Annotated in this window: 14 protein-coding genes and 1 pseudogene; 5 read left to right on the forward strand and 10 right to left on the reverse strand. The window is 70.4% G+C overall.

All coding sequences use genetic code 11. From position 1 onward, the window contains the following. Positions 1–69 precede the first annotated feature (69 nt). Entirely contained in the window at positions 70–1,080 is a 1,011-nt protein-coding gene (locus ACH4OA_RS28615) for a metallophosphoesterase family protein (RefSeq protein ID WP_397971918.1), read from the forward strand. 86 nt (positions 1,081–1,166) lie between these two features. On the opposite strand, the gene ACH4OA_RS28620 is transcribed toward ACH4OA_RS28615, so the two are convergent. The 9 genes and pseudogenes from ACH4OA_RS28620 to ACH4OA_RS28660 form a co-directional block, all read right to left on the reverse strand. Next, positions 1,167–2,480: a ricin-type beta-trefoil lectin domain protein gene (locus ACH4OA_RS28620; protein ID WP_397972094.1), complete on the reverse strand. Its 1,314-nt coding sequence runs from the start codon at positions 2,478–2,480 to the stop codon at positions 1,167–1,169. A gap of 118 nt (positions 2,481–2,598) precedes the next feature. Then, positions 2,599–5,007, reverse strand: coding sequence for a ricin-type beta-trefoil lectin domain protein (locus tag ACH4OA_RS28625; protein ID WP_397971921.1), 2,409 nt, complete (start codon positions 5,005–5,007; stop codon positions 2,599–2,601). Between the two features lie 178 nt (positions 5,008–5,185). Then, positions 5,186–6,832: a glycoside hydrolase family 27 protein gene (locus ACH4OA_RS28630; protein WP_397971923.1), complete on the reverse strand. Its 1,647-nt coding sequence runs from the start codon at positions 6,830–6,832 to the stop codon at positions 5,186–5,188. A 191-nt stretch (positions 6,833–7,023) separates the two neighbouring features. Beyond that, positions 7,024–8,487: pseudogene (locus ACH4OA_RS28635) on the reverse strand (endo-1,4-beta-xylanase); the annotation flags it as partial. A gap of 317 nt (positions 8,488–8,804) precedes the next feature. After that, a complete protein-coding gene (locus ACH4OA_RS28640; protein WP_397971926.1) occupies positions 8,805–10,547 on the reverse strand; it encodes an RICIN domain-containing protein in 1,743 nt (580 codons plus the stop codon). Between the two features lie 128 nt (positions 10,548–10,675). After that, a complete protein-coding gene (locus tag ACH4OA_RS28645) occupies positions 10,676–11,497 on the reverse strand; it encodes a carbohydrate ABC transporter permease (protein ID WP_397971928.1) in 822 nt (273 codons plus the stop codon). Then, positions 11,494–12,477 carry a carbohydrate ABC transporter permease gene (locus ACH4OA_RS28650; RefSeq protein ID WP_397971931.1) on the reverse strand — a complete coding sequence of 328 codons (984 nt, stop codon included), beginning with the start codon at positions 12,475–12,477 and terminating at the stop codon, positions 11,494–11,496. Before ACH4OA_RS28650 ends, ACH4OA_RS28645 begins: the two co-directional genes overlap by 4 nt. A 114-nt stretch (positions 12,478–12,591) precedes the next feature. Then, positions 12,592–13,839 (reverse strand): extracellular solute-binding protein, encoded by a 1,248-nt coding sequence (locus ACH4OA_RS28655; protein WP_397971933.1) that lies wholly within the window; start codon positions 13,837–13,839, stop codon positions 12,592–12,594. Between the two features lie 72 nt (positions 13,840–13,911). Beyond that, positions 13,912–15,885, reverse strand: coding sequence for a glycoside hydrolase family 127 protein (locus tag ACH4OA_RS28660; protein WP_397971936.1), 1,974 nt, complete (start codon positions 15,883–15,885; stop codon positions 13,912–13,914). 268 nt (positions 15,886–16,153) lie between these two features. Between ACH4OA_RS28660 and ACH4OA_RS28665 the strand changes: the two genes are divergently transcribed. From ACH4OA_RS28665 to ACH4OA_RS28675, 3 genes are all read left to right on the forward strand, one after another. After that, positions 16,154–17,173 (forward strand): LacI family DNA-binding transcriptional regulator, encoded by a 1,020-nt coding sequence (locus ACH4OA_RS28665; RefSeq protein WP_397971939.1) that lies wholly within the window; start codon positions 16,154–16,156, stop codon positions 17,171–17,173. A gap of 750 nt (positions 17,174–17,923) precedes the next feature. Further along, positions 17,924–18,307: a trypsin-like serine protease gene (locus ACH4OA_RS28670; protein ID WP_397939974.1), complete on the forward strand. Its 384-nt coding sequence runs from the start codon at positions 17,924–17,926 to the stop codon at positions 18,305–18,307. A 92-nt stretch (positions 18,308–18,399) separates the two neighbouring features. Further along, positions 18,400–18,630 (forward strand): hypothetical protein, encoded by a 231-nt coding sequence (locus tag ACH4OA_RS28675; protein WP_397939976.1) that lies wholly within the window; start codon positions 18,400–18,402, stop codon positions 18,628–18,630. 235 nt (positions 18,631–18,865) lie between these two features. On the opposite strand, the gene ACH4OA_RS28680 is transcribed toward ACH4OA_RS28675, so the two are convergent. Then, positions 18,866–19,858: a DUF6924 domain-containing protein gene (locus ACH4OA_RS28680; protein WP_397971942.1), complete on the reverse strand. Its 993-nt coding sequence runs from the start codon at positions 19,856–19,858 to the stop codon at positions 18,866–18,868. 551 nt (positions 19,859–20,409) lie between these two features. Here ACH4OA_RS28680 and ACH4OA_RS28685 point away from each other — a divergent pair. After that, the gene (locus ACH4OA_RS28685) at positions 20,410–22,503 is read left to right on the forward strand and encodes an ABC transporter ATP-binding protein (protein ID WP_397971945.1); all 2,094 of its coding nucleotides are present in this window, start codon (positions 20,410–20,412) and stop codon (positions 22,501–22,503) included. The last annotated feature ends 71 nt before the right edge of the window (positions 22,504–22,574 follow it).

Consider the following 22,574-nt stretch of genomic DNA (forward strand, 5'->3'; position numbering starts at 1 on the left):
GGTAACGGGTCTGGACCATCGTGCAGCAGGCGCGGCGCCCCCGCCCGTGCCGACACCGGAAGGATCCCCGTGGAACGCAGAGCTCTGATCGCCACAGCAGCCGGCGCCGTCGCGCTGGGCGCGCTCACCCCCGCACCGGCCGAAGCCCGCACCGAACGCGGTGAAGGGCCGCTGACCACCTTCAACGTCATCAGCGACATCCAGGGCGACCTCGGTGATCTGGCCACCGCGCTCGACGACATGCACGCCACCAACCCGTACAGTTCGGGGCTCGCCGTGGCCGGCGACATCACCCCGCGCGGTTACGACGCCGAGTACGCCGAGGTGCGCCGGGTCCTCGACCGCGGCCCGCGTCCGCGCGAGATCGCCTGGGCCGTCGGCAACCACGAGTTCTACGTCCCGAAGTGGGCCGACCCCGGCACCCTGGCCCAGGCCACCTGGCCCAACGGCGCCACCGAGGACTCGCTGTTCCGCAGTTTCCACCGGTTCGCGCAACGCGGCACGGTCTACGCGGAGACGACGTTCGCGGGCATACCCGTCCTCACGATCGGGACGGAACGCTACATGCACTACCACGACCCGAAACTGTGGGACGAGGTGTGGCTGAGCGAGGCCCAGTTCCGGTGGCTGGCGGACCGGCTGGCCCACTGGACGCGCCGGCGCAGGCCCGTCATGGTGATCACTCACCATCCGCTGCCCGACACCGTCTCCGGCACCCGCAACAAGCTCTACATGAGCGACTACCTCCAGGCCGACCACCTGCTCTCTCTCCTCGGCCGCCACCGTGACGTGTTCCTCTTCAGCGGGCATACCCACTGGGACCTCGGCTTGTCCGACTGGTACGTGCGCCGCGTGGTGCCGGGCACCGGCAATCTCGACGGCTTCTCGGTCGTCAACACCGGTGCCGTACAGACCGGTTACACGGACAACGGGCAGGGCGGCGAGAACGCGGTCGGCGGCGCCTTCAACCAGGGCCTCCAGGTCGAGGTGCACCGCGACCGCGTGGTCCTCAAAGCCCGCGACTTCGCCACCGGCACCTGGCTGAAGCAGGTCACGGTACCGCTGTCCACCCGGATCTGAGCGGAGCCCGGACCCGCGGCGGCCGGTCGTCGAGCGCCGGCCGCCGCGGTTCCCGCCACATCAGCCCCGCGGCAGGCCTCGGTGTGTCAGTTCGCCAGGCGCCAGCGCTGGTTCGTTCCGCCCGTGCAGCTCCACAGCTGGGTTTTCGTTCCGTTGGCCGTTCCCTGGCCGCTGGCGTCCAGGCAGAGCCCCGATCGTGCCGCTGTGATCGTGCCGTCGGAGTTGATGTTCCATTGCTGGTCGGTCTGTCCGCCGCAGTCCCAGATCACCGCCGGGGTGCCGTTGCCCGCTGTCTGGCCGGGGGCACCCGCGCTCAGGCACTTGTTCCCGTAGACGACCAGTTGCTTCCCCGAGGTGTGACTCCACCGTTGGTTGGAGCCACCGTTGCAGTCCCACAGTTGTGCCTGCGTGCCGTTGGCCGTGGTGGAGTTGGCGATGTCGAGGCAGCGCCCCGACTGCTGGCCGACGAGCTGCTGGTCGCCGGTGGGCGGTGGCGAGGCCGAGTCGAACTGTGTGAAGAACTGCCATACCGCTGCCGATGTCCAGGTGCGCCAGCCGCCGCTGGTGGAACCGTCTAGGGGACCGGGGTCGTGGCCCCCGTCGAACGCGGCCCAGACGACCGGGTATCCCGGCCTGCATCCGGAGTAGGCGGTGATGAGGTGCGTCAGGCTGCCATAGGCCGGTTCGGGCGGGTTCTGCGGGGTGCAGCCGTTGTTGCGGACGAAGGTGTCGCGCAGTTCCCGTCCGGCCGAGACGGGCAGCACGTCGTCCCTGATCCCGTGCAGGCCCATGTAGGCGATGGGCTGGGTGCCGCCGGCGCATCCGCTGAGGTTCGCGCCGGAGTAGACCGCGACCGCGCGGAAGACCGTGGCCCGGGAGCAGGCGAGGGCGTACGACATCGCGGCGCCGTAGCTGAAGCCCGCGGAGAACAACCGCGTGGTGTCGACGCACAGACCTGCTTCGAGCTGGCTGACCATGGCGTCGACGAAGGCCACGTCCTGGCCGCCCGGGTTGGCCCAGCCGTTGCCGTTGCCCTGGGGGGCCACGAAGATCGTGCTGTTGTCCGTGTCCGCCAGACGCCGTAGACCGTAGTAGGACCAGTTGTACCCGTCCGTTCCGCCTGAGTCGACGTCGTTGGCCGTGCCGCCCCGCCAGTGGAAACCGAAGATCAGCCGGTAGGGGTGGCTGTTGTCGTAGGCGGCAGGGACCCGCAGTAGGTAACTGCGCGTCTGGCCGCCGCTTTGCAGGGTGTGGGTACCGCTCGTCAGCGCCGGGGCCTTGCCACAGCCGGCGCTCGCCTGGACGGTGCCGGTGGTGGTGGGCGCGGGTGCGCCGCGGCCGCTGCTGAACGAGGTGCCCGCGGCCGACAGGACGAGGAGGAGCGCAGCCGCGATCGACATCAAGAGTGGTTTGTGTTTCATGCACTCCTTCTTTCGTGGGTGGGGACGGACAGGGAACGGGGCAGCCGGGGCGTTTCAGGTGCCGGCCCGGCGCGGTAGTCGGTGGCCGTGCGCCGGGTCAGCCGTGTGTCCACCTCTGGTTGGCGCCGCCGGTGCAGGTCCACAACTGGAGCAGGGTGCCGTTGGCCGTTCCCGCGCCGGTGGCGTCCAGGCACAGGCCGGACTGGTCACCGGTGATCGTGCCGTCGGAGTGGAGCGTCCATTTCTGGTTGCTTCCGCCGTTGCAGTCCCAGATGTCCACCTTGGTCCCGGGGCTGGTGCCCTGGCCCGAGGCGTCCAGGCAGCGGCTTCCGTAGACCCGCAGTTCACCGGCCGAGGTGTTCGTCCACTGCTGGTTGGCGCCGCCGTTGCAGTCCCACAGCTCCACCTGGGTGCCGGCCGTCTGCGACTGGTTCGGCACGTCCACGCACCGGCCGGACGCGGTCCCGACGATCGTGCCCGTCGTGCCGCCGTCGTTGCCGCCGCTGCCGGGGGTGATGGACAGGTTGTCGAACTGTGCCGTCTCCCCCTGGCTGGTCGCGTAGCCGATCTGCCCGCCGGCCCAGGTGTGGTCGCTCACCGAACCGACCGTGGCGCCGTCGACGACGGCGGTGACGGTGGAGCCGGCGAAGGTGAGGGCCAGGGTGTGCCACCGGTTCGTGCCCAGCGCCGCGGTCGTCCCGCGTGCCAGGGCGGACACGCTGCCGCCGGTGTTCGAGTTCAGGATCGACCAGGCCCCGGTGTCGCTCACCCGCAGGTGGTAGGCGTTCAGTCCGCCGGTGCTGCTGTAGTCCTGGGCGTTGGCCCGGCCGATCAACTCGGCGTACCCGGGCTGTTCGAGCATGACGTCCGAGGAGAGGGTGTAGTCGCTCCAGCTCACGTCACCGAGCAGGGCGTGCGGATCGGACAGCGCGTCCCAGGTGATCGGCTTCTGCGGGCTCATCTGGCGCACGCACTTCCCGCCCCGGCCGCCGCCGCAGCCGGCCTCCTCGAAGGCGCCCTGCCAGTCCATGAGGTACCTGGCCTCGGTGCCGGTGTCATAGCTGTCGAAGGAGTCGCCGTACGGCAGCTTCAGCGTGCCCTGGGCGGGGCCGGTGGCGGTGCCCTTGCCCTGACCGGTGGTGGTGGTCAGGGTGTAGACCCGGCCGGGCTGGACGGTGAGACTGAAGCCGCTGCCGGACGGGGTGATGTCCGTGGTGTGCGCGAGATAGTCGGCCGGGTTGGCGGAGGTGACATCGGTCGACCAGACGTGGACGGTCTTGGCGGACAATCCCCCGGTGACGGTGAAGTTCAGCGTCTGTGCGCCGCCGGCGTCCATCGTCTCGACGACCGTGGAGTAGTCGGAGTTGTTCGTCGACTTCAGTGAGACGTAGCTGCCGTTGTTCCGGTTGCCGCCGATGTAGCCGCTGGAGGCGTCGAGGTAGTGCCATCCCGGGGCGGTGAACTGGCTGGTCTGTGCCATCACCCAGGCGTTCTTGCCGATCGTGTAGTGGCCCGACCAGGGCTGCGAGGCCAGTGCGAGACCCATGGTGGGGTACGGCAGGTTGGGTGTGACCGAGGCGACCACCGGCCAGTTGAGGTAAGCGGTCATCCGGCCGTCGATGTATCCGCGGTTGATGCCGCGCGCCAAGGCCTGCGCTCCCCCGTTGTAGTCGTCCGAGCCGTTCTCGCTGGCCCACAGCGTCTTGCCGGACGAGGTGGCGGCCGACGGGACCGAGCAGGTGGACTGGGACGACCGGTAGCCGCAGGGGTAGTGCGTGCCGATGACGCTGACCGCGGAGGCGAACGCCGGGTCGGCGTTGATGTCGTTGGCCACAGACCAGTCCGAGTCGGCTGCGACGATCTTGACGTTGCCGTAGCCGTTGCTGTCGAGCGCGCTGCGCAGTTGCTCGTACCAGGTGATGTCGTAGCCCCGCTCGTTCCACCCGCCGAGATAGTCCATGCTCAGCCCGTGCTGTCTGGCGCAGCCCAGCCACGAGAGCAGGTAGCCGGTCATGTCGGTGGACCAGAAGTTCCCGCCGCCGATCCAGCCGGGCGCGCCCCAGGCGAGCCCGTACAGCTTGATGTTCGGATTGCGGGCTTTGGCCTGCTCCATCAGCCACCATTCGTAGCCCCGGTCGCAGTTCAGGTCGGACCGGGTGTGCTGGTGACTCGGCTCGGCCCCCGAGGTGGAGTTGGTGTCCCCGCCGATCTCCGCCTTGAGGATCTGCAGGGCGGCGCCGTAGCCGGGCTTGAACAGGTAGTCCAGGATCTGGTCGCGCTGGGGCTGGGGGTAGTCGATCAGGAGTCTGCTGTTACCGCCCCCGCCGCTGATCGCGCCGACGCCGTCGAAGGTCCGGCCGCCGGACGCGCCGTCGATCGTGAGGGAGGTGGCGGCCTGGGCCGGGGCGGCGGTCGTGGCGACGATGCCGCCGGCCGTCACGAGGAGGCCCGCGAGCACGGCCGTCACGACGCGCAGGCGTCGGAACGACCGGCTGAATGCTGACACGATGGGGTCCTTTCGCAGGTGGGGGGGTGCCGTCCCGCGCGGGAGCCGGTCACGGGGGCCGGGGCTGCGCGGTACCGGCCGCCGGGCCGGGTCCCGCGCGTGGGCGGGGGCGGTCATGCGCCGGGGCGGTGGCCGGGTGCTGCCGCCCCGGCGCACGGCGGCGCCGGGTTCCTGGGGTTCAGCCCAGTGACCACTGCTGGTTGGACTGGCCGTTGCAGGTCCACAGCTCGACGGGGGTGCCGTCGGTGGTGGCGCCGCCGGTGACGTCCAGGCACAGGCCGGACCGGGGGTTGGTGACGGTGCCGTCCGTATGGAGGTCCCACTGCTGGTTGGCCTGGCCGTTGCAGGGCCAGATCTCCACCTTCGTCCCCGGCGTGGTCTGGTTGTCGTAGACGTCCAGACACCTCTGATCGCCGCCGGAGTAGACAGTGAGCTGGTGGGCGGTGGAGAGCGTCCAGAGCTGGTTGGCGCCGCCGTTGCAGCTCCGGATCTGTACCTGGGTGCCGGCGGTCGTGGCCGAGCCCGGTACGTCCAGGCACTTGCCCGACCCCGACCCGTGCAGCTCACCGGTCACGCTGGTGCCGCCGCTCGTGCCGCCCGCGACCCGGTACATCACCGTGGCGTGCGCGGGCACCGAGGCGCTGATCGTGCCCGCGGTGGTCGAGGACGTTCCCGACCACAGGTCGGTCAGGGTGTAGGCGGACGCGCCGGTCTTCCCGATCGCGGCCGCGCTGGTGGTGATGGCCGCCGTCGAACCCGTCTCGTTGAACAGCGCGACCGACACGTCCCCGTTCGCGAGCGGCTTGGCCAGCACGTCCAGGCCGCCCGAGGACGACACCAGGGTGCCCTGTCGGCCCAGCGGGTCCTGGTCGACCGCGATCACCCGGGAGTTGGTGAGCGTGGACAGGGTGTCCTTGCTCGCCGAGGCGATGTTGGTGCCCGCGATCAGCGGTGCGGCCATCTCCGCCCACAGACTGAACTCGCTGCGGCTCTCGGTGGCCGTCAGCGAGCCGTTGCCGACCTCCAGCATGTCCGGGTCGTTCCAGTGGCCGGGGCCGGCGTAGGAGGCCAGTCCCGCGTTGCTGTGGAAGATGGACAGCATGCTGGAGAAGGTGGCGCTGATGTCCCCTGTGGTGCGCCAGCTGTTGCCCACGTCCGCGCCCCAGGTCCACACGTTCTCCTGGCCCCAGTTGCACAGGCTGAACAGGATGGGCCGGCCGGTGGCCGCCAGGGCGTCCCGCATCGTGGTGTACCGGGTGCGGGCGGGCGCCCCGGTGTTGTTGCAGTTGTCGTACTTCAGGTAGTCCACTCCCCACGAAGCGAACGACTGCGCGTCCGTGGTCTCGTGGCCCAGGCTGCCCGGGTACCCGGCACAGGTCGCGGTGCCCGCGTCCTCGTAGATCCCCAGTTTGAGCCCCAGCGAGTGCACGTAGTCCGCGGTGCCCTTGATGCCGTCGGGGAACTTGGCCGGGTCCGGCACCAGGCGGCCGCCGGAATCGCGGTTGTGGGTCATCCAGCAGTCGTCGATGTTGACGTACGAATAGCCCGCCGCCTGCATGCCGTTGGTGTGCATGGCCTGGGCGGTGGACTTGATCAGCGACTCGGAGACATCGCAGCCGTACGCGTTCCAGTCGTTGAAACCCATCTGCGGTGTCAGTGCGAGCCCGTTGCCCAGCGCGGTCGCGGGCTGCGCCGTCCCGAGGGCGAGGAGGGGCACGAACACGGCGAGCAGCACCACGGAGAACGTGAGCGCCAGCATTCTGCGTAAGGACATCCGCGGGGCCGGCGTTCGCGGTCGCCCGGTCCTCTCGGTGGTGTGGGGCATGATGCATCGACTCCTGGGGTCGGGTTCCGGGTGAACACGGGCAGGGTGGCGGGCAGGTTGCGGCGGTCCCCGGCCGTGCCGGCCTGCCGGAAGGCGCGCGGCGGTGACGGCCGCCGCGCCCGGTACGGCGGCCGGTTCGCGGTATCCCGGAGCCGGCCGTGGGGAGGCGCCGGGGGGCGCCGGTCACGTCACCTGAAGTTCCAGTGCTGGTTGGTGCCGCCGCCCGAGTCCCAGATCTGGACCGGGGTTCCATTGGCGCTCTGCCCCGCGGGAACTTCCAGCGCCCGGCCGGAGGCCACGTTGGTCAAGGTGTACGACCCGTCGCCGTTCCGGCTCGCCCGCCAGTGCTGGTTCGCTCCGCCGTTGGCATCCCAGATCTCCACCCGCGTGCCGTTGCCCGTCTGGCCGCCCGGCTCGTCCAGCACCCGTCCGCTGGCGACATTCGTCAGCGTGTAGGAGCCGTCACCGTTCTGGCTCGCCCGCCACTGCTGGTTCGTCCCGCCGTTGGCGTCCCAGACCTGCAAGGGCGTGCCGTTCGCCGTCTGGCCGCCCGGCACGTCCAGCGCGCGCCCCGCGGCGGCTGCGCTCAGCTCGTACACCCGGCCCGTGACGATGCCCCCGGTGTCCCCCGTACCGCCGCCCAGCGCGGACAGGGCCGCGTCGTAGGCCGGCTTCTTGTTGCCGTTGCCGTCGAACAGCAAGGGGTTGTCGCCCGAGCGCCACGAGTCGCTGTCCCGGATCCCCCAGACGGTGATGCCGGTGCAGCGCGAGACGTTCAGGCACGCCCGCACCGTGTTGGCGTAGGCCGTCGGCGGCGCCTGGGCGATGTCGAGTTCGGTGATCTGCACGTCGACGCCGAGGGCGGCGAAGTTGGCCAGCGTGCTCTGGAAGCCGGCCGGCGGGCCGCCCGCGCCGAAGTGGCTCTGGAAGCCGACACAGTCGATGGGCACCCCGCGCGACTTGAAGTCGCGCACCATGGCGTAGACGCCCTGGGTCTTGGCGTCGGTCCAGTTCTCGATGTTGTAGTCGTTGTAGCAGAGCCTGGCCGAGGGGTCGGCGGCCCGCGCGGTGCGGAACGCCTCCTCGATGAACCCGTTGCCGAGCACGTCCTGGAACACCGAGCTGCGGTGCTGGGTGGAGCCGTCGGCGAAGGCTTCGTTGACCACGTCCCAGGCGTAGATCTTGCCCTTGAAGTGGGTCATCTCGCTGGTGATGTGGTTGTTCATCACACTGCGCAGCGTGTTCGCGTCCCTGATGCCGCTCACCCAGCCGGGCAACTGCCCGTGCCACACCAGGGTGTGGCCACGCATCCGTTGCCCGTGCGCGGCGGCGTGGCCGACGATCTGGTCACCGGGGCCGAAGTTGAAGGTGCCGCGGGACGGTTCGGTGGTGTCCCACTTCATCTCGTTCTCCGGGGTGATCATGTTGAACTCCCGGTCGAGAATCGTGCCGTACGTCGGGTCGCCGAGCCTCCCGGCGGCCACGGCCGTGCCGAAGTAGCGGCCGCTGTCGGCCGCGGCCGCGCCCAGCGTGCCGGAGGCCGCGTGGGCGGCGGGCGCCGCCGTGCCGGCCAGGGCCAGTACCGTGCCGGCGGTCAGGCCGGTGACCAAGGTCAGTGCCTTGCGGAGACGAAGTCCCTCGTCGAGCCAGGACATCAACGATCATTCTCCTTGTGTGGGGGGACACCGACCGCGAGACGATCCCGCGGTGAAGTCCGGAGTTCTGATGCGTTCATGACATGCGTGCCGTGCGAGTGGAACGGTTCAGATGGGTTCGAAGTATCGAACAGAGGCCGGAGTGTCGGGCAACCTGGATACTAGGGAACCGGTGAACGGCGTCAATACCTCTCGCACGAATCGCTGACAGCTTCGAAACATTCGGCGCGTCGGATGCGGAACGCCGGGAACGCGCGTCGCCGGTCGCCGCTGCCCTGCCCGTCGAGGCGGCGGCGACCGGCTGGTACGGCCGGCAGTCAGCGCCGGCTGAGTTTCCACAGGTGGTCGGCGGTGCCGTTGTCGTCCCATTGGATGACTGGGGCGCCGTCGGCGGTGCTCATGTTCTGGACGCCCAGGAGCAGGTTGCTGTGGTAGTTGACGATCTTGTAGTAGCCGGTGCCGTCGGACACCATCCGCCACAGGTGGTCGGGGGTGCCGTTGTCACCCCAGATCAGCGCGGTGCCGCCGTCCGAGGTGCTCTCGTCGGTGATCCCCAGCAGCAGACCACCGGCCTGGTTGCGGATCTTGTACAGGCCCGAGCCCGCGGACACCAGCGTCCAGGTCTGGGTGGCCGCGTTCCCCGCGGGGGCCTGGTCGACCAGCGTGCCCTGGGTGGTGCCGCCGTTCCGGGTGTCGAGCGCCAGACCGCTGTTCTTGTTGGTGATCTGGTAACTGCCTTCGAGAGTGGAGCCGTTGCCGCTCCCGGGGGTGATCCTGATGTGGTAGCCGTAGGTGCTGTTCACGGTCACCGGGACCGTGAGGGAGCCGTTGCTCACGGAATAGTCGGACTCGGAGAGGGTGCTCGGCCCGGACACGGCCACCGTGCGTCCCGGAGACGGTGTGTACTCGACCTTGACGTGGACGGTGGACCCGAATGCCGAGAGCGAGCCCAGTCCGTTCACGGTCACGGCGGAGTCGCCGGAACCGCCGCCGAAGACGACGTCGATCTGGTTGCCGGCGCTGTTGCGGGAGGCGGCCCCGTCGATGCCCGTCTGGGCGGGCGGGGTGGTGACGAGCATGCTGCCGCTCATGTCGGCGTACCACTTGTACAGCCAGTAGGCGCCGTTGGGGCTGCCGCCCTGGCCGGTCAGCAGGTCGCCCAGCGCCCCGGACTGGTTCCAGAAGGCGAGTTCGGCGTCGTGGACGCCCAGGCGCTCGAACTTGGCGAGGTAGCCCACCAGGGCACCGGGGACGCCGACTTCGGCAGGGGCGGCGTACTCCTCGATCGCGATCGGCCGCGGACTGATGCCGTACTTCTTCTCCAGGGCGGTCACCGTCGCCACATCACCGGCGATCTTGGAGGACCGCGTCAGCTCGTGCCAGGCGATGATGTCCGGCACCGTGTTGGTGGCGACCGCGTTGCGCAGGAAGTTGTCCATGTCGCTGATGTTGTCCGAGAAGCTGGGACCCTGGATCGGCGTCGTGGTGTCCTTGGACCTGATCTCCCGGTAGGTCCTGGTCCAGAAGTCCTCGAAGGTGCCGTTGGCGGACAGCCAGGTGTTGTCGGACTCGTTCCAGGGCGCGTACGCGGCCAGGTTCGTGATGCCCGACGCCCTGGTCTGCGCGATCTGGTCGTCGACCACGTTCAGCCAGGTGCTCCAGCTGAACTGGTAGGGCCAGCCCGCGTAGTAGTCCGACAGCCGGTTGACCACCTTCGCTCCGGCTCTGGCCGCCTTCGGCGCCACCGTCAGGACGTCACCGGTCGGCTGCTGCCGGCCGCCCTGCGGTTTCTGCACGAAGGTGTGCGGCTTGATGGCCTGCACCAGGCTGTCGGCCGGGGCCGTGGCGTTCGCCAGACCGTACAGACTGCCCGTCGCGACGTGCGTGACCGGGCGCAGGGTCTGGTCGGCGCTGACCACGAGGGTGGTGGACGGGGACGGGGCCGCCTGGGCGGAGGGCGCCCCGGCGAACATGGCCGAGGCCACGGCCAGTACCGCGGCTCCGAGTGCGGCGGCGCCGGTCAGTGGTCGGCCGGGTCGGTGATGCGCGAATGCACGCATGACGGATTCTCCTCCGAAGGAGTGGGAGAGGGGCATGGCGACAGCACGGAGATCCATGCGGGCGCCCGGGGTGAGCGGCTCTGAGTCACCGGGCACGTCATCAGGGCGGCCCGGCAGCCATCGTGGGATCAGTCCTTGACCGCGCCCGCGGTGACGCCCGCGGCCACGTAGCGCTGGGCGAGGACGAGGAGGACCGCCGCGGGCAGGGACGCGATGACGGCGGTGGCCATGATCGCGTTCCACTCCTGGTTGTTGTTGCCGATGTAGTGGTAGATGCCGAGGGTGATCGGCCGCCAGTCGCCGCCGCCGTCCAGCGTGTTGGCGAAGACGAAGTCGGACCAGGCCCACAGGAAGGCGAAGAGCGAGACCGTGACGATCGCGTTGCGGCTCACCGGCAGGACGACGGACAGGAACGTGCGCACGGTGCCGGCGCCGTCGATGCGGGCCGCGGCGATGAGTTCGCCGGGGATCCCGGACATGAAGGCCGTGCAGATCATGACGCCGAACGGCACGGCGATGGTGGAGTCGGCGATGACCAGGCCCCACCAGGAGTTCAGCAGCCCGAGGTCCAGGAAGACGCCGTAGAAGCCCATCGCCATGACGATGCCGGGGATCATCTGGGCGACCAGCAGGACGAGGCCGAGGACTCCCCCGCCGCAGGGTTTGAGCTGGGCGAGGGCGAAGCCGGCCGGGGCGGCGAGGAGCAGGGTGAGCACGACCGTGCCCAGACCGATGAGCAGGCTGGTGCCGAGGTAGGGCAACTGGTCGTTCACCACGGCCCGGTAGCCCTCGAACGTCGGGTGCAGGGGCAGCAGGTCGGGCGGGCTCTTGCGCATGTCCTGCTGCGGGGTGAGGGACACGTTGAGCATCCAGTACACCGGGAACAGCATCAGGGCGGTGAGGACGAGACCGGTGACGGTGTGACGGCGGGATCCGGTGCGTGACCTCACGGTTCCTGCCTCCTCTGGACGCGGATGTACAGCAGCCCGAAGGCGAGGGCGATGAGGATGAGGAGGTTGCCGACGGCGGCCCCGGGACCGAACTTCGGCAGCAGGCTGCCGAACCCGAGCCGGTAGGACCAGGTCGCGAAGGTGGCGGAGGCGTCGCCGGGACCACCCGTCGTCATGATCCAGATCAGGTCGAACACCTTGAGGGTGTAGACGAGACCGAGCAGCAGGGTGATCGCCGACACCGGCCGCAGCAGCGGGAAGGTGATGCGGCGGAACTGCTGCCAGGCGCCGGCCCCGTCCAGGGCCGCGGCCTCGTACAGCTCACCGGGGATGTTCTGCAGGCCGCTGTAGACGATCACCAGGTTGAACGGGATGCCGATCCAGATGTTGGCGATGATCACGGAGGTCAGCGCCCAGCCCGGGGAGTCGAGCCAGTCGACCGGGGACACGCCCACCAGGTGGAGGGCGTAGTTGACGACGCCGGACTCGCTGTTGAGCAGCCACGACCAGGTCGACGCCGACACGATCAGCGGGAGCAGCCAGGGGATCAGGAAGAGGGCCCGGAGTGTGCCGGCCAGCCGGAAGTGCCGGTTGAAGAAGACGGCGAGGGCCAGCCCGGCCGCGAACTGGCAGGTGATCGACACGAAGGTGAAGATCATGGTGTGGCGCAGCGCCGGACCGAACGTGGGATCGTCGAGGACGTTCCTGAAGTTGTCCAGCCCGGTGAAGGGCGCGTCGCCCGCCACGAACGACCGGACCGTGTAGTCGCGCAGGCTCAGGTCGAGGTTGCGGTAGAGGGGATAGACGTAGCAGGCGGCGAGGTAGAGGACCAGCGGGGCGAGGAAGGCCAGCGCGGTGAGCCGGCTCCTGCGGCGCTGCCGGCGCCGGAACACCGGGACGTCCGTCCGGTCATCCGGCCCGGTCACCGCGGGCTTGACCGGTGAGGGCGGTGGATGGTGGTCGAGGCGGGCGGTGGTCATGCGAACTCCTGGGTGCGGGTGGCCTGCCCGGAGCCGTGGTAGTGTCCGGGCGGTTGCGGGTGCCGTGTGGCTCGGGGGAAAGGGCCCCGGGAGGTGTCGTGAGGGCGTCGGCGGTCAGTCGCCCTTGCCGGCGGCCGTCTGCGCGGCGTCGAGGGCGTCCTCGGGGCTCTTGCTGCCGGACAGCGCGGCCTGGACGGCGGTCCACATCGGCTGCGAGACGGCCGGGTACCTGGTGCCGAGACCGCCGCTGGTGCGACCGCGTGCCGCGGCCACCGCCTTCACCCACGGCCGCAGCCTGGGGTCCGACTCGACCTGTCGGGCCTGCACCGTCGCGGTGGGGGCGACGTACGTCAGGGTGGTGTCCGTGGCCAGCAGGTGGGCGGAGCTGGTCAGGCAGGTGACGATCCGTTTGCTGACGTCGTAGCGCGAGGTGTCCTGCTGCACGGGGACGGTGACGAACTCACCGCCGGTCGGCACGGGCGCCGAGCCGCCGTTGTGGCCGGGGATGGCGAGGACGCCGTAGTCGAGGCCGGCCTGGTCCGCGTTGCCGAGCTGCCAGGTGCCGTTCTCGCCGAAGGCGTAGTCCCCGGTGGCGAACTCCTGCCAGCTGGTGGTCTGCGTGTTCTGGAGGACGTCCTTGGGCGCGTACCCCGAGGCGACCCACTGCTTCCACAGGGACAGCGCGGCCACGCCCTGGTCCGAGTCCAGCTCGGTGAGGTCGGCGCCGGCGCCCCAGAACCAGGGCAGGAACTGGAAGCTGCCCTCTTCGGTGTTATTCGCGGAGAAGGTGATGCCCTTCTTCCCGGCCGCCTTGACCTTCTTCAGGGCTGCCGTCAGCGAGGCCCAGTCCTTGACGGAGGCGGGGTCGACGCGCGCGGCGGACAGGACCTTCTTGTTGTAGTAGAGGGCCAGCGTGTTGGCGCCGATCGGCACCCCGTAGGACGCGCCGTCGATCTCCCCCGCGCCGAGGATGTTCCTCAGCACCGGCTTGGTGTCGAGGCCGAGGTCGCTGGTCTTGTTGAGGATTCCCGCCTCCACCAGCGTGGACACGACCGGGTTGTCGACGAGCATCACGTCGGGGGCGTTGCCCTGCTGGGCGGCGAGCAGCGCCTTGTTGCCCAGGTCCGTGGTGTCCATGCCGGTGCGCTTGATGTCGGCCCCGGCCTCGCTGCCGCACTGGGTGACCAGCTTCCCCCAGGCGGAGGAGGCGTCGAACTGCGGATACGGGTCCCAGAAGGTGTACGTCCCGCCGGCCTTGCCGGACCCGGACGCCGAGGAGCCGGCGCCGCCGCAGGCGGCCAGGGAGGTGAGCGCGCCGAGGGCGGCGATGGCGGAGATCAGGCTACGGCAGGTGTCTCTCACGGTGACCTCGTCGTCTCGGGGTGTTCCCCTGCGGGCAGGAGGGGAGGGCGGTGCGGGGGGCGGCCGTGGGGTTCAGGAGGTGGGCAGCCAGACGCGCATGCTGCCGTCCTGACGGTTGGCCCACGCGTAGTAGGGGATCGCGGTCAGTTCGAGGGGTTCGCCGGCCGGCGTCGTGTCGGTGTCCCCCGCGCTCCGGTACGGCCACCAGCCGGCGTCGGGGATCCGCCGGCGGTGCCCCGCGGCCACGACGGTGGTGACTCCGCCGAGCAGGTCCGGGCGGTGTGTCACGGTGAGGGGGCGGGTGGTGTCGAGCACGATGTCGTCCAGGCCGCCGCCGGGGTGGTCGGCCTGTTCCAGGCAGTACACGAGCGGCCCGCGTTCGATGGCCACGCAGCCGCGTACGGCGTCCACCCGCGGATCGGCGGCCGTGAGGCGGGGTTCCAGGCCGAGTTCGAGGACGACCTCGTCGCCGGGTGTCCAGGTGCGCTCCAGCCGCAGCCAGCCGTCGTCGGCCGGCGCGGTGGTCCGGTCGTACACGGTGTCCCCGCACCGGACGCGGAACTCGCCGCACCACTGCGGGATGCGCAGCGAGAGGGTCCAGGGCCGGTCCGCCGGGGCGTCCTCCACGGTCAGTCCGATCACGCCCTGCCAGGGATAGCCGGTCCGGCAGCGGACGGTGACGCCGTCGGCGGTGTAGCTGCCGGTGACGTACTGGTGGATCTGCAGGCCGCCCGCGTCGCCGCTGGCGAGGTAGTGCTCCAGGGAGGCCAGCAGGCGCATCACGTTCGGCGGGCAGCAGGCGCAGCGGAACCAGCGGGTACGACGGGCCGACTGGTCCCCACCGGTGTCGGTGTGGCCGTCGCGGACCTGGAGCGGGTTGACGTACAGCCAGCGCTCGCCGTCCAGTGAGACGCCGGCCAGAAAGCCGTTGTAGAGGGTGCGTTCGATCAGGTCGGAGTAGCGGGCCTCGCCGGTGAGCAGGGCCATGCGCCAGCTCCACTGGACGGAGGCCGCGGCGGCGCAGGTCTCGCAGTAGGCGCGCTCGTTGGGCAGCTCGAACGGGTCGCCGAAGTCCTCCTTGTCGTGGTGGGCGCCCAGTCCGCCGGTCAGATGCGTCTTGGTGGCGGTCATCGCCGCCCACAGCCGTTCGGCGGCGGCGCGCAGTTCGGCGTCCCCGGTCTCGGTCGCGAGGTCGGTCGCGGCGGCCAGCAGGTACAACTGGCGTACGGCGTGCCCTTCGACGTCGGTGGCCTCGCGCAGCGGCACGCGGTCCTGGCAGTACGCCTCCCCGCCGAGCAGGCCGTGACCGAAGCGGTCGACGAAGTAGCCGGCCAGGTCCAGATAGCGGCGTTCACCGGTCTCCCGGTACAACTCCACCAGGGCGGTCTCCACCTCGGGGTGGCCGTCGACGCCGTCGATGGGTCTTCCGCTGTCCGCAGGGCCGAAGACGCTGTCGATGTGGTCGGCGAACCTGACGGCCACGCCGAGGAGTTCGGGCCGTCCGGTGGCCCGGTGGTGGGCCACCCCGGCCTGGATCAGATGCCCTGCGCAGTACAGCTCGTGGCCCCAGCGCAGGTCCCGGTACCGCTCGCCGCCTTCGCGCAGCTGGAACCACGTGTTGAGGTAACCGTCGGGCCGCTGCGCGGCCGCGACGAGGGAGACGATCCGCTCGACGTCGGCCGCGAGCGGGCCGTGGTCCTCGGGCGTCCCCTGGGCGAGCTGCCAAGCCGCGGCCTCCAGCCATTTGTAGACGTCCGAGTCCACGAACGGGTAGGCGCCCTGGAACCCGCCCTCCGCGGTGCCCGCCGCCACCCGCAGGTTGTCCAGGTTCCCCGCCGACTCCAGCAGGCCGGGGCCCAGGGGGATGGAGGTGCGCGAATTCACCTGCCGCCGGGTGCCCCAGAAGCCGGCGCCGACCTCGGCGGTGGCGGGGACCAGTGCGGTCTTGGCGCCCGGGCCGAGGCGGACCGGGCCCACGGGGGCGCGTCCCGCTCCGGACGGGGCCGAGGAGGCGGAGGCGGGCACGGCGGAACCTGGGCGGGGCATGGCTCTCCCGGAGAGGTAGAGGGGAAAACAGGGAAAACGGGTACAGTCCGGCGCACGTCGCAGGTCATGCGTCCCGGGAGCGGCTGGACGGTGCTCCGCTCCTCGGACTCGTCTGGGAAAACGTTTTCTGCCGGAAACGTAGGGAGCCCGCGCACGTGGGTCAAGGGGGTGCGACAGGTTTTTTCCGGCCTGCTGTCAGGAGCTGGTCAGGAACCGGGAGGGATGCCAGGATGGGCATCGCCGACGTCGTCTAGGAAAAGGATTGCGCGTGACCGCCGTTTCAGGGTCTCCCCCAGCCGGGCGGGCCAAGCTGGCCGATGTCGCCAAGCTGGCCGGTGTCAGTGTGGGGACGGCCTCGAAAGCGCTGAACGGCAGCGGCAGGATGCGGCCCGAGACGCGGCAGCGGGTCCTGGCCGCCGTCGAGGCCCTCGACTTCCGGCCCAACCAGCATGCGCAGAGCCTGCACACCGGCCGCAGCTGGACCGTCGGGCTGATGACGACCGACGGCATCGGCCGCTTCAGCACTCCCGTACTGCTCGGCGCCGAGGACGCGCTCGGCGCCGGGAAGATCTCCGTGCTGCTGTGCGACACCCGGGGCGACGCCATCCGCGAGCAGCACCATCTGCGCAACCTGATGGACCGCCGGGTGGACGGCATCATCGTGACCGGCCGGCGCACCGACCCACGTCCTCCCCTCACGGGCATCGAGCCGATCCCCACGGTCTACGCGCTCTCGCCGTCCACCGACCCGGACGACATGTCCGTCGTGTCCGACGACCGCAGCGGAGCGCGGCTGGCGGTCGATCACCTGCTGGCGACGGGCCGCACCCGGATCGCCCATGTGACCGGCCCGGCACATCACGCGGCCGCCCGCGACCGCGCCCGGCACACCGTCGAGTCACTCGACCGCTCCTCGCTGCAACTCTCCGCCGGCCGGGTGCACTTCGGCGAGTGGAGTGAGGCATGGGGCCGCCGCGCCGCCGCGGCGGTCCTGCGTGCCGCCCCGGACACGGACGCCTTCTTCTGCGGCAACGACCAGATCGCCAGGGGCGTCGCCGACAGCCTGCGCGAGAACGGCGTGGACGTTCCCGGCGAGGTGGCGGTCGTGGGCTACGACAACTGGGACGTCATGGCCCTGGCCTGCCGCCCGCCCCTCACCACGATCGACACGGACCTCGCGGAGATCGGCCGGCAGGCCGCGCTGCGTCTGCTGGACGCCATCGGCGGCGCGCCCGAACCGGGCGTGCGGACCGTTCCCTGCCGCCTCGTCGTCCGCGAGTCGAGCTGATCCGCCGCGGGATGCGGGCCGAACGGCCGATTGGACGGCGGACACCGGTCAGCGCTCCGTGCGGCTGTCGCGTGGTGGGCACCGCTGAGCGTTGGTGAGCAGGGAAGGAGGCTGTGAACTGTGCAGTGGCCGGGTGGATGATCGTCGCGTCCGGCCTGGGAGACGGCGAACGGCCTGGTCCCTGGGACGCACCCCCCTCACACGACGAGAGCCCCGCTGAACGCTCTGAAGAACCACCTTCCCCTCGGCGTGCTCGCTGCCGCCCGCCTCGCCGCGGGCCGCTCCGCAGGCTCACGCCGACGGCGCGTCCAGCGCCTGCGGTGGGGCTTCCCCGGCAGGGGCCTGGGCCGGGCCGGCGGGGCCGTCGGCATGGCCTCCCCCGGTCCCGTCGACAACGCCGCCGAGGCTCGGTGGAAGTGGGAGTGGTTCACCCGCTGGCGCCGCGGGCCGACGCGCCGGTCAGTTCGCACTGCCAGCCCGGATTCCGCACCCCCTGCCGGCATGGCGGTGGCGGACGGCGGACCGGTCCCCCGGTGCCCTCGCGCCTTGCCGGCCGGCGAGGCGTGAGGGCAGCAGTGAGCAGTGGTTGGTCTGTGGGGTGAGCACCGGCCGGAGGCGGCATGGCTCTCGAGGGACGCTCCGGGCCCCCGGCCGTCGTCCGGGAGCGCGGACGCCGCGTCGGCCCTCACCGGTGACTCCATGGCCTCGCGCAGGGCGGGCCATGGCACCTCCCCTGGGACAGCAGGTTCGATGAGACTGAGCAGAATGCGCGCGTCCGCGGTGGCGGGTGCCACGGCTGTGCTGGCACTTGCGGGCGGGCTGGTCCCGACGAGCGCCCACGCGATCCTCGGAGGGGTCGAAGCGGGAAAGCTCCGTGGCGCCGTCCAGGTCAACGGCTCGCTCGGGTACACCTGTTCCGGCATCCTGGTGGCCGAGGACTGGGTGCTGACCGCCAAGCACTGCCTGGCGGGCGAGACGGACCAGACCATGAGCGTGTACGTCGGCGACCGCCCCCTGGGCCAGGGCACTTACCGCAGACTGCAGGGATTCACACGGTGGTCCCTCGGTGACGCGGCCCTGTTGCAACTGGACAAGGAGATCCCCAACGCGGCCTTCATGATGGCGCCCCGGTGAACCGTTATCCCGCCATCGGAACATCCCTGGCCGCTTCGGGCTGGGGAGTGACGGACAACGGCACTCTCGCGTCCCGGCTGAGGGTGTGCACGGTGAACTTGTCCGACGTGGAGACCGACGGCAACGGCATCATGCACTTCATCCTGAGCCGGGTCGACGGGATCCAGACCAACGGTGACTCCGGTGGTCCGGTGACGGACAGGGCTGGCCTGACGTGGGCCATGGACCTCGGTTCGTCGCGCACCCACCCGGGCATGGAAGCCGCGCTCTCGCTGGCCGACGAGGAAGTGCAGGACTGGATGCTGGACAAGATGACGAGTTGAGCGGCGGTCCGGGGTCGACGGTCTCGTCGAGTGCCGCGGCAGCACGGTGCCGGGAAGCCCCGGCCGCAACGAAGGGCCCGTCAGCAGCCGTTGACGGGCCCCGCGCAGGTCGGCGGAGCGCAACCGTGAGATAGCCGCTGCCCAGCCTGAAGCGCCTGCCGTACTCCCGCATCCGCCGCGCTACGACGCCGGTTGCCCCGGGTCCCGCGAGGGCAGCCATCTCGTCGTTTCCCGCCTACGCATCATCGGCGGTTTCGCGGTAGACGCCGGCGTCATCCGCGCCACCGGACCACTCATGGAAGTCGGTATTTCCCAGATTCATGTTGACGACGAAACTCTCCAGGTGTTGCCGCGGGATACGGAAGGACGGTGCGGGGTCACCGGGTGGATTGTCGACGGCGAGCAGGGGCAGGCCGGGTGAGGTGAGGGCCTGTTGGTCGGCGACGAGAAGGACGGTGTGGTGGGGCCAGTCGTCCTCGTCACGGTCGATCAGGCTGCGCAGTTGGTCTTCGCTCAGACCGTCGTAAGCGACGTCGTCGATGGGTATGACGTCGATCAGGCTGCCGTCCTCACCACCGTGGTCGATGAAGTCCAGGAGACCGCGCCACGCCTGGGGGACGGTGAAGCACGTGCGGACGAGGACGATCCCTCCGTCCTCGGAGTGGATCTCGGGGGCATCGACAGCCGGCTGGTAGGGCGAGGTGCGGGGACCGGTGTAGTCGGCTGCGGGGCGGGTGGTGTGATTGCTGCTCTTGTGGATCCGCTCGGGACCAAGGGGGGCTTTCCATACCTGCACAAGGTAGGTCTCGGGTGAAGGGTTGGTGCTGGACGGGCGGGGCTTGCGGGGCAGGGCCGCACCTTTTACGCAGGCGCGGCCTTGTGCGTGCGCGCGGATGCGGTAGGTTCCGGGGCCGTCGAATGCGAGGTTGGTGCTGAATGCCACGTCATAGCTGGCGATGAACGCCTGGCCCCGGGTGAGATCGGTGGAGATGTCGAGGACGTCGTCCCAGCCCTCCGTGTCCAGGGCGGGCTCTTCGGCGTGGATCTCGACGGTGACGCGGACGTAGCCGCGTTCGACGCCGGTCAGGATGGTGCCGAAGTCCTCGTGGAAGCCGATGAGGCCGTTGGTGACGGCGGAGTGTTCGGGGAATTCCATGACGCCTTCGAGCATGGGATCGATGAGAAGGGCACGGTCTTCGACGTAGAGGTCCTTGGTCTCGTTGGTCACGCCTTCTCCAGCTCCGTCCCGTCTTCCCCGTGCGGGGCGCTGGGCGCTGCCCCCTCACGGGTGGGGCCTGCACCCAAATCATCGATGAGTCACGGCAGTTGTACTTGATGCGCCCATCGTAGGCGTTTCCATTGCGGCCGTCCCTTTCCGCTGGATCTGATGGACCCAGGCCACCACGAAACCAGAGCAGGGCCAGCAACCGGTTTGATCGATGTCATGCCACGACGCTGGCGCTGATCGCGGTCCGGCGTCCTGCTGTAGGGGGGCGGCTATGCCCTGGTGACCGGGTCGGGGTTCCCCTACGGCATCTGTTCCCTGGAGACGCTTACAGGTCGGCGGCTGAGCTGCGGCCGCGATACCTGAGCATCGGCGTTTCGGCCACTCCACCCGGGCCGCGTGCTCTTGCGCGGCAAGGGTCGGTGCAGGGCACACCTTCGGACAACCGCTCCGTTCCGGCGTGCGCAACCCGTCCGAAAGCGCACGTGTTCGAAATCGGGGTGGCGTCGTTGAACACGTCGACACCATCACCACGCGCTCTGGGAGGGAACACATTGACGCCAGTCGAACCAGGCAGCGACGAGACCGCGAAGTCGCCGAAGGCCGCAGCTCCAGCCGGCATCTCGGACGCCGAGCGCGAACTGTACGGAGGCCGGCTGCGCTACGACCAGTCCTACGTCCGGCACGCGGGGCCGCTGACCCGGCTGGGCTTCGGGTCCATGGCGGCCGCGCTGCCCCGCATGGTGGGCATGGTGCTGCGCACCGGCTGGGAGACGGACCGGCGGGCCCTGACGGGGGTCGTGATCGCTCAGCTCGGACAGGGCGTGACGGCCGGATGGGGACTGGTGGCCGTCAACAGCGTCCTCACCGAGCTGTTCGCCGACGGTCCGACCGCGGACAAGCTCCGCGACACGTTGCCGTCGCTGGCGGCGCTCGCCGTCGCGGCGGTGGCGACCGCGGTGCTGTCGGCGTGGTCGACCGCCATGTCCGGCCGGCTGGAGCCGCAGGTCGAACGGGCGGTCTCCGCCCGGTACTACACGGCCGTCACCGGTGTGGAGGTGGAGGCCACCGAACGGCCGGAGGTCCAGCGCGTCCTGGAGGCGGGGAAGTTCGGCACGGACTCCGCCCGCAGCATGCTCCGGCTGTCCGTGGGCGTGGGCAGTGTGGTGATCGGCATGGCGGCGGCGGCCATCGTGCTGGCGTCGCTGCACTGGGCTCTGCTGCCGATGCTGCTGGCCATCGCCCTGCCCAAGGGGTGGGGTGCGGTGCGCTCCGCGCGCCGTGACTACATCTCCCGCCTGAACTGGGTCGACCACCGCAGGGCGATCGCCTCCCTGCTGGCCTATCTGACCCGCCCGCACGCCGCGGGCGAGATCCGCGTACACGCCGCCGGCACCAAGCTGCTGTCCAGCTACGAGGAGATGTCGCGGCAGACGGAGGCGGAGCAGCGCCGGCTGGCCCGGGCGCAGGCTTCCACGGATCTGGTCGCCGGCGGCTTCGCGGGGCTGGCATCGCTGGCCTGCTACGGGGTGTTGTGGTGGCTGCTGGCCGGCGGTGGCCTGCCACTGGCCGTCGGCGGTACGGCGGTGATCGCCATCCGCACCTCGACGGCGCGGCTCACATCGCTGGTGCAGCAGGTCAACCGGCTGTACGAGGAGCTGCTGTTCCTCACCGACACCGAGGACGCCATCAAGGTGGCAGGCGAGAACGCCATCCCGTCCTCCGGCACCCCGCTGCCCTCACCGGCGCGGGAGGTGCGGACGGAGGCCGTGTCGTTCACCTACCCGGGAGCCGACGGTCCCTCCCTGCGGTCCGTGAGCGTGCGGGTGCCCCGGGGGAAGGTGACGGCCCTGGTCGGTGCGAACGGTTCGGGCAAGACCACCCTGACCAAGGTGTTGGCCGGGCTGCTGCTGCCCACCGAGGGGAACGTGTGGTGGGAGGGTGAGTCCGGTGAGCGGGTCGAACTCCGCGAGGCCGACCGCACCCAGGTCTTCGGCGCCGTGGGGCTGCTGGCCCAGGACTTCCCGCGCTGGGAGATGACCGCGGCCGCGAACGTGGCCATCGGGGTGGGTGACCGCCCCCGGGACATGGACCGCGTCCGCGAGGCAGCCGAGGACGCGGGCGTACTCGGCCTGATCGAGGGCCTGCCGCACGGCTGGGACTCGATCGTGTTCAAGGGCTACGAGCGCGGTGTCCAGCTCTCGGGCGGGCAGTGGCAGAAGCTGGGAACCGCTCGGACCCGGTACCGGCGGGCGCCGTTCCTGCTCGTCGACGAGCCGACCTCGGCCCTCGACCCCCACGCGGAAATCGCCGCGTTCCGGGGACTGTGGTCGCTGGCGGAGGAGGGGCACGCGGTCGTGCTCGTCACCCACCGGCTGGCCGCGACCATGAAAGCCGACCACATCTACGTCCTCGACCAGGGGCGCGTCGTCGAAGACGGCACGCACGAGGAGCTGATGGCCCGCGAAGGCGGCCTGTACCAGGCCATGTTCACCGCCCAGGCCGCCCAGTACGGGCTCGCACCCGCGGCCGGCACGCTGCCCGGCCCCCGCGGCACCCAGCCGTCCGACCACGAGTTCTGCGAGCGGCCCGGTCCTTGTGCGCCCGTCTCTGACCGACACGCGGGGCCCGGCGAGCCATCGCGGTGACAAGCGTGCGCCGACGAGGGTGACGTCCGGGAGCAGTCACCCGCCTCAAGCAGGTCCGCGCGATCGCCACC

This window comes from Streptomyces sp. NPDC017095, from assembly GCF_044332325.1.
GTDB lineage: Bacteria > Actinomycetota > Actinomycetes > Streptomycetales > Streptomycetaceae > Streptomyces.

Bases quoted from the DNA above. Each gene is read 5' to 3' on its own strand.
- ACH4OA_RS28630 (WP_397971923.1), bottom strand. From the start codon at position 6,832: ATGCCCCACACCACCGAGAGGACCGGGCGACCGCGAACGCCGGCCCCG.
- ACH4OA_RS28620 (WP_397972094.1), bottom strand. From the start codon at position 2,480: ATGTCGATCGCGGCTGCGCTCCTCCTCGTCCTGTCGGCCGCGGGCACC.
- ACH4OA_RS28640 (WP_397971926.1), bottom strand. From the start codon at position 10,547: ATGCGTGCATTCGCGCATCACCGACCCGGCCGACCACTGACCGGCGCC.
- ACH4OA_RS28650 (WP_397971931.1), bottom strand. From the start codon at position 12,477: ATGACCACCGCCCGCCTCGACCACCATCCACCGCCCTCACCGGTCAAG.
- ACH4OA_RS28660 (WP_397971936.1), bottom strand. From the start codon at position 15,885: ATGCCCCGCCCAGGTTCCGCCGTGCCCGCCTCCGCCTCCTCGGCCCCG.
- ACH4OA_RS28670 (WP_397939974.1), top strand. From the start codon at position 17,924: ATGAGACTGAGCAGAATGCGCGCGTCCGCGGTGGCGGGTGCCACGGCT.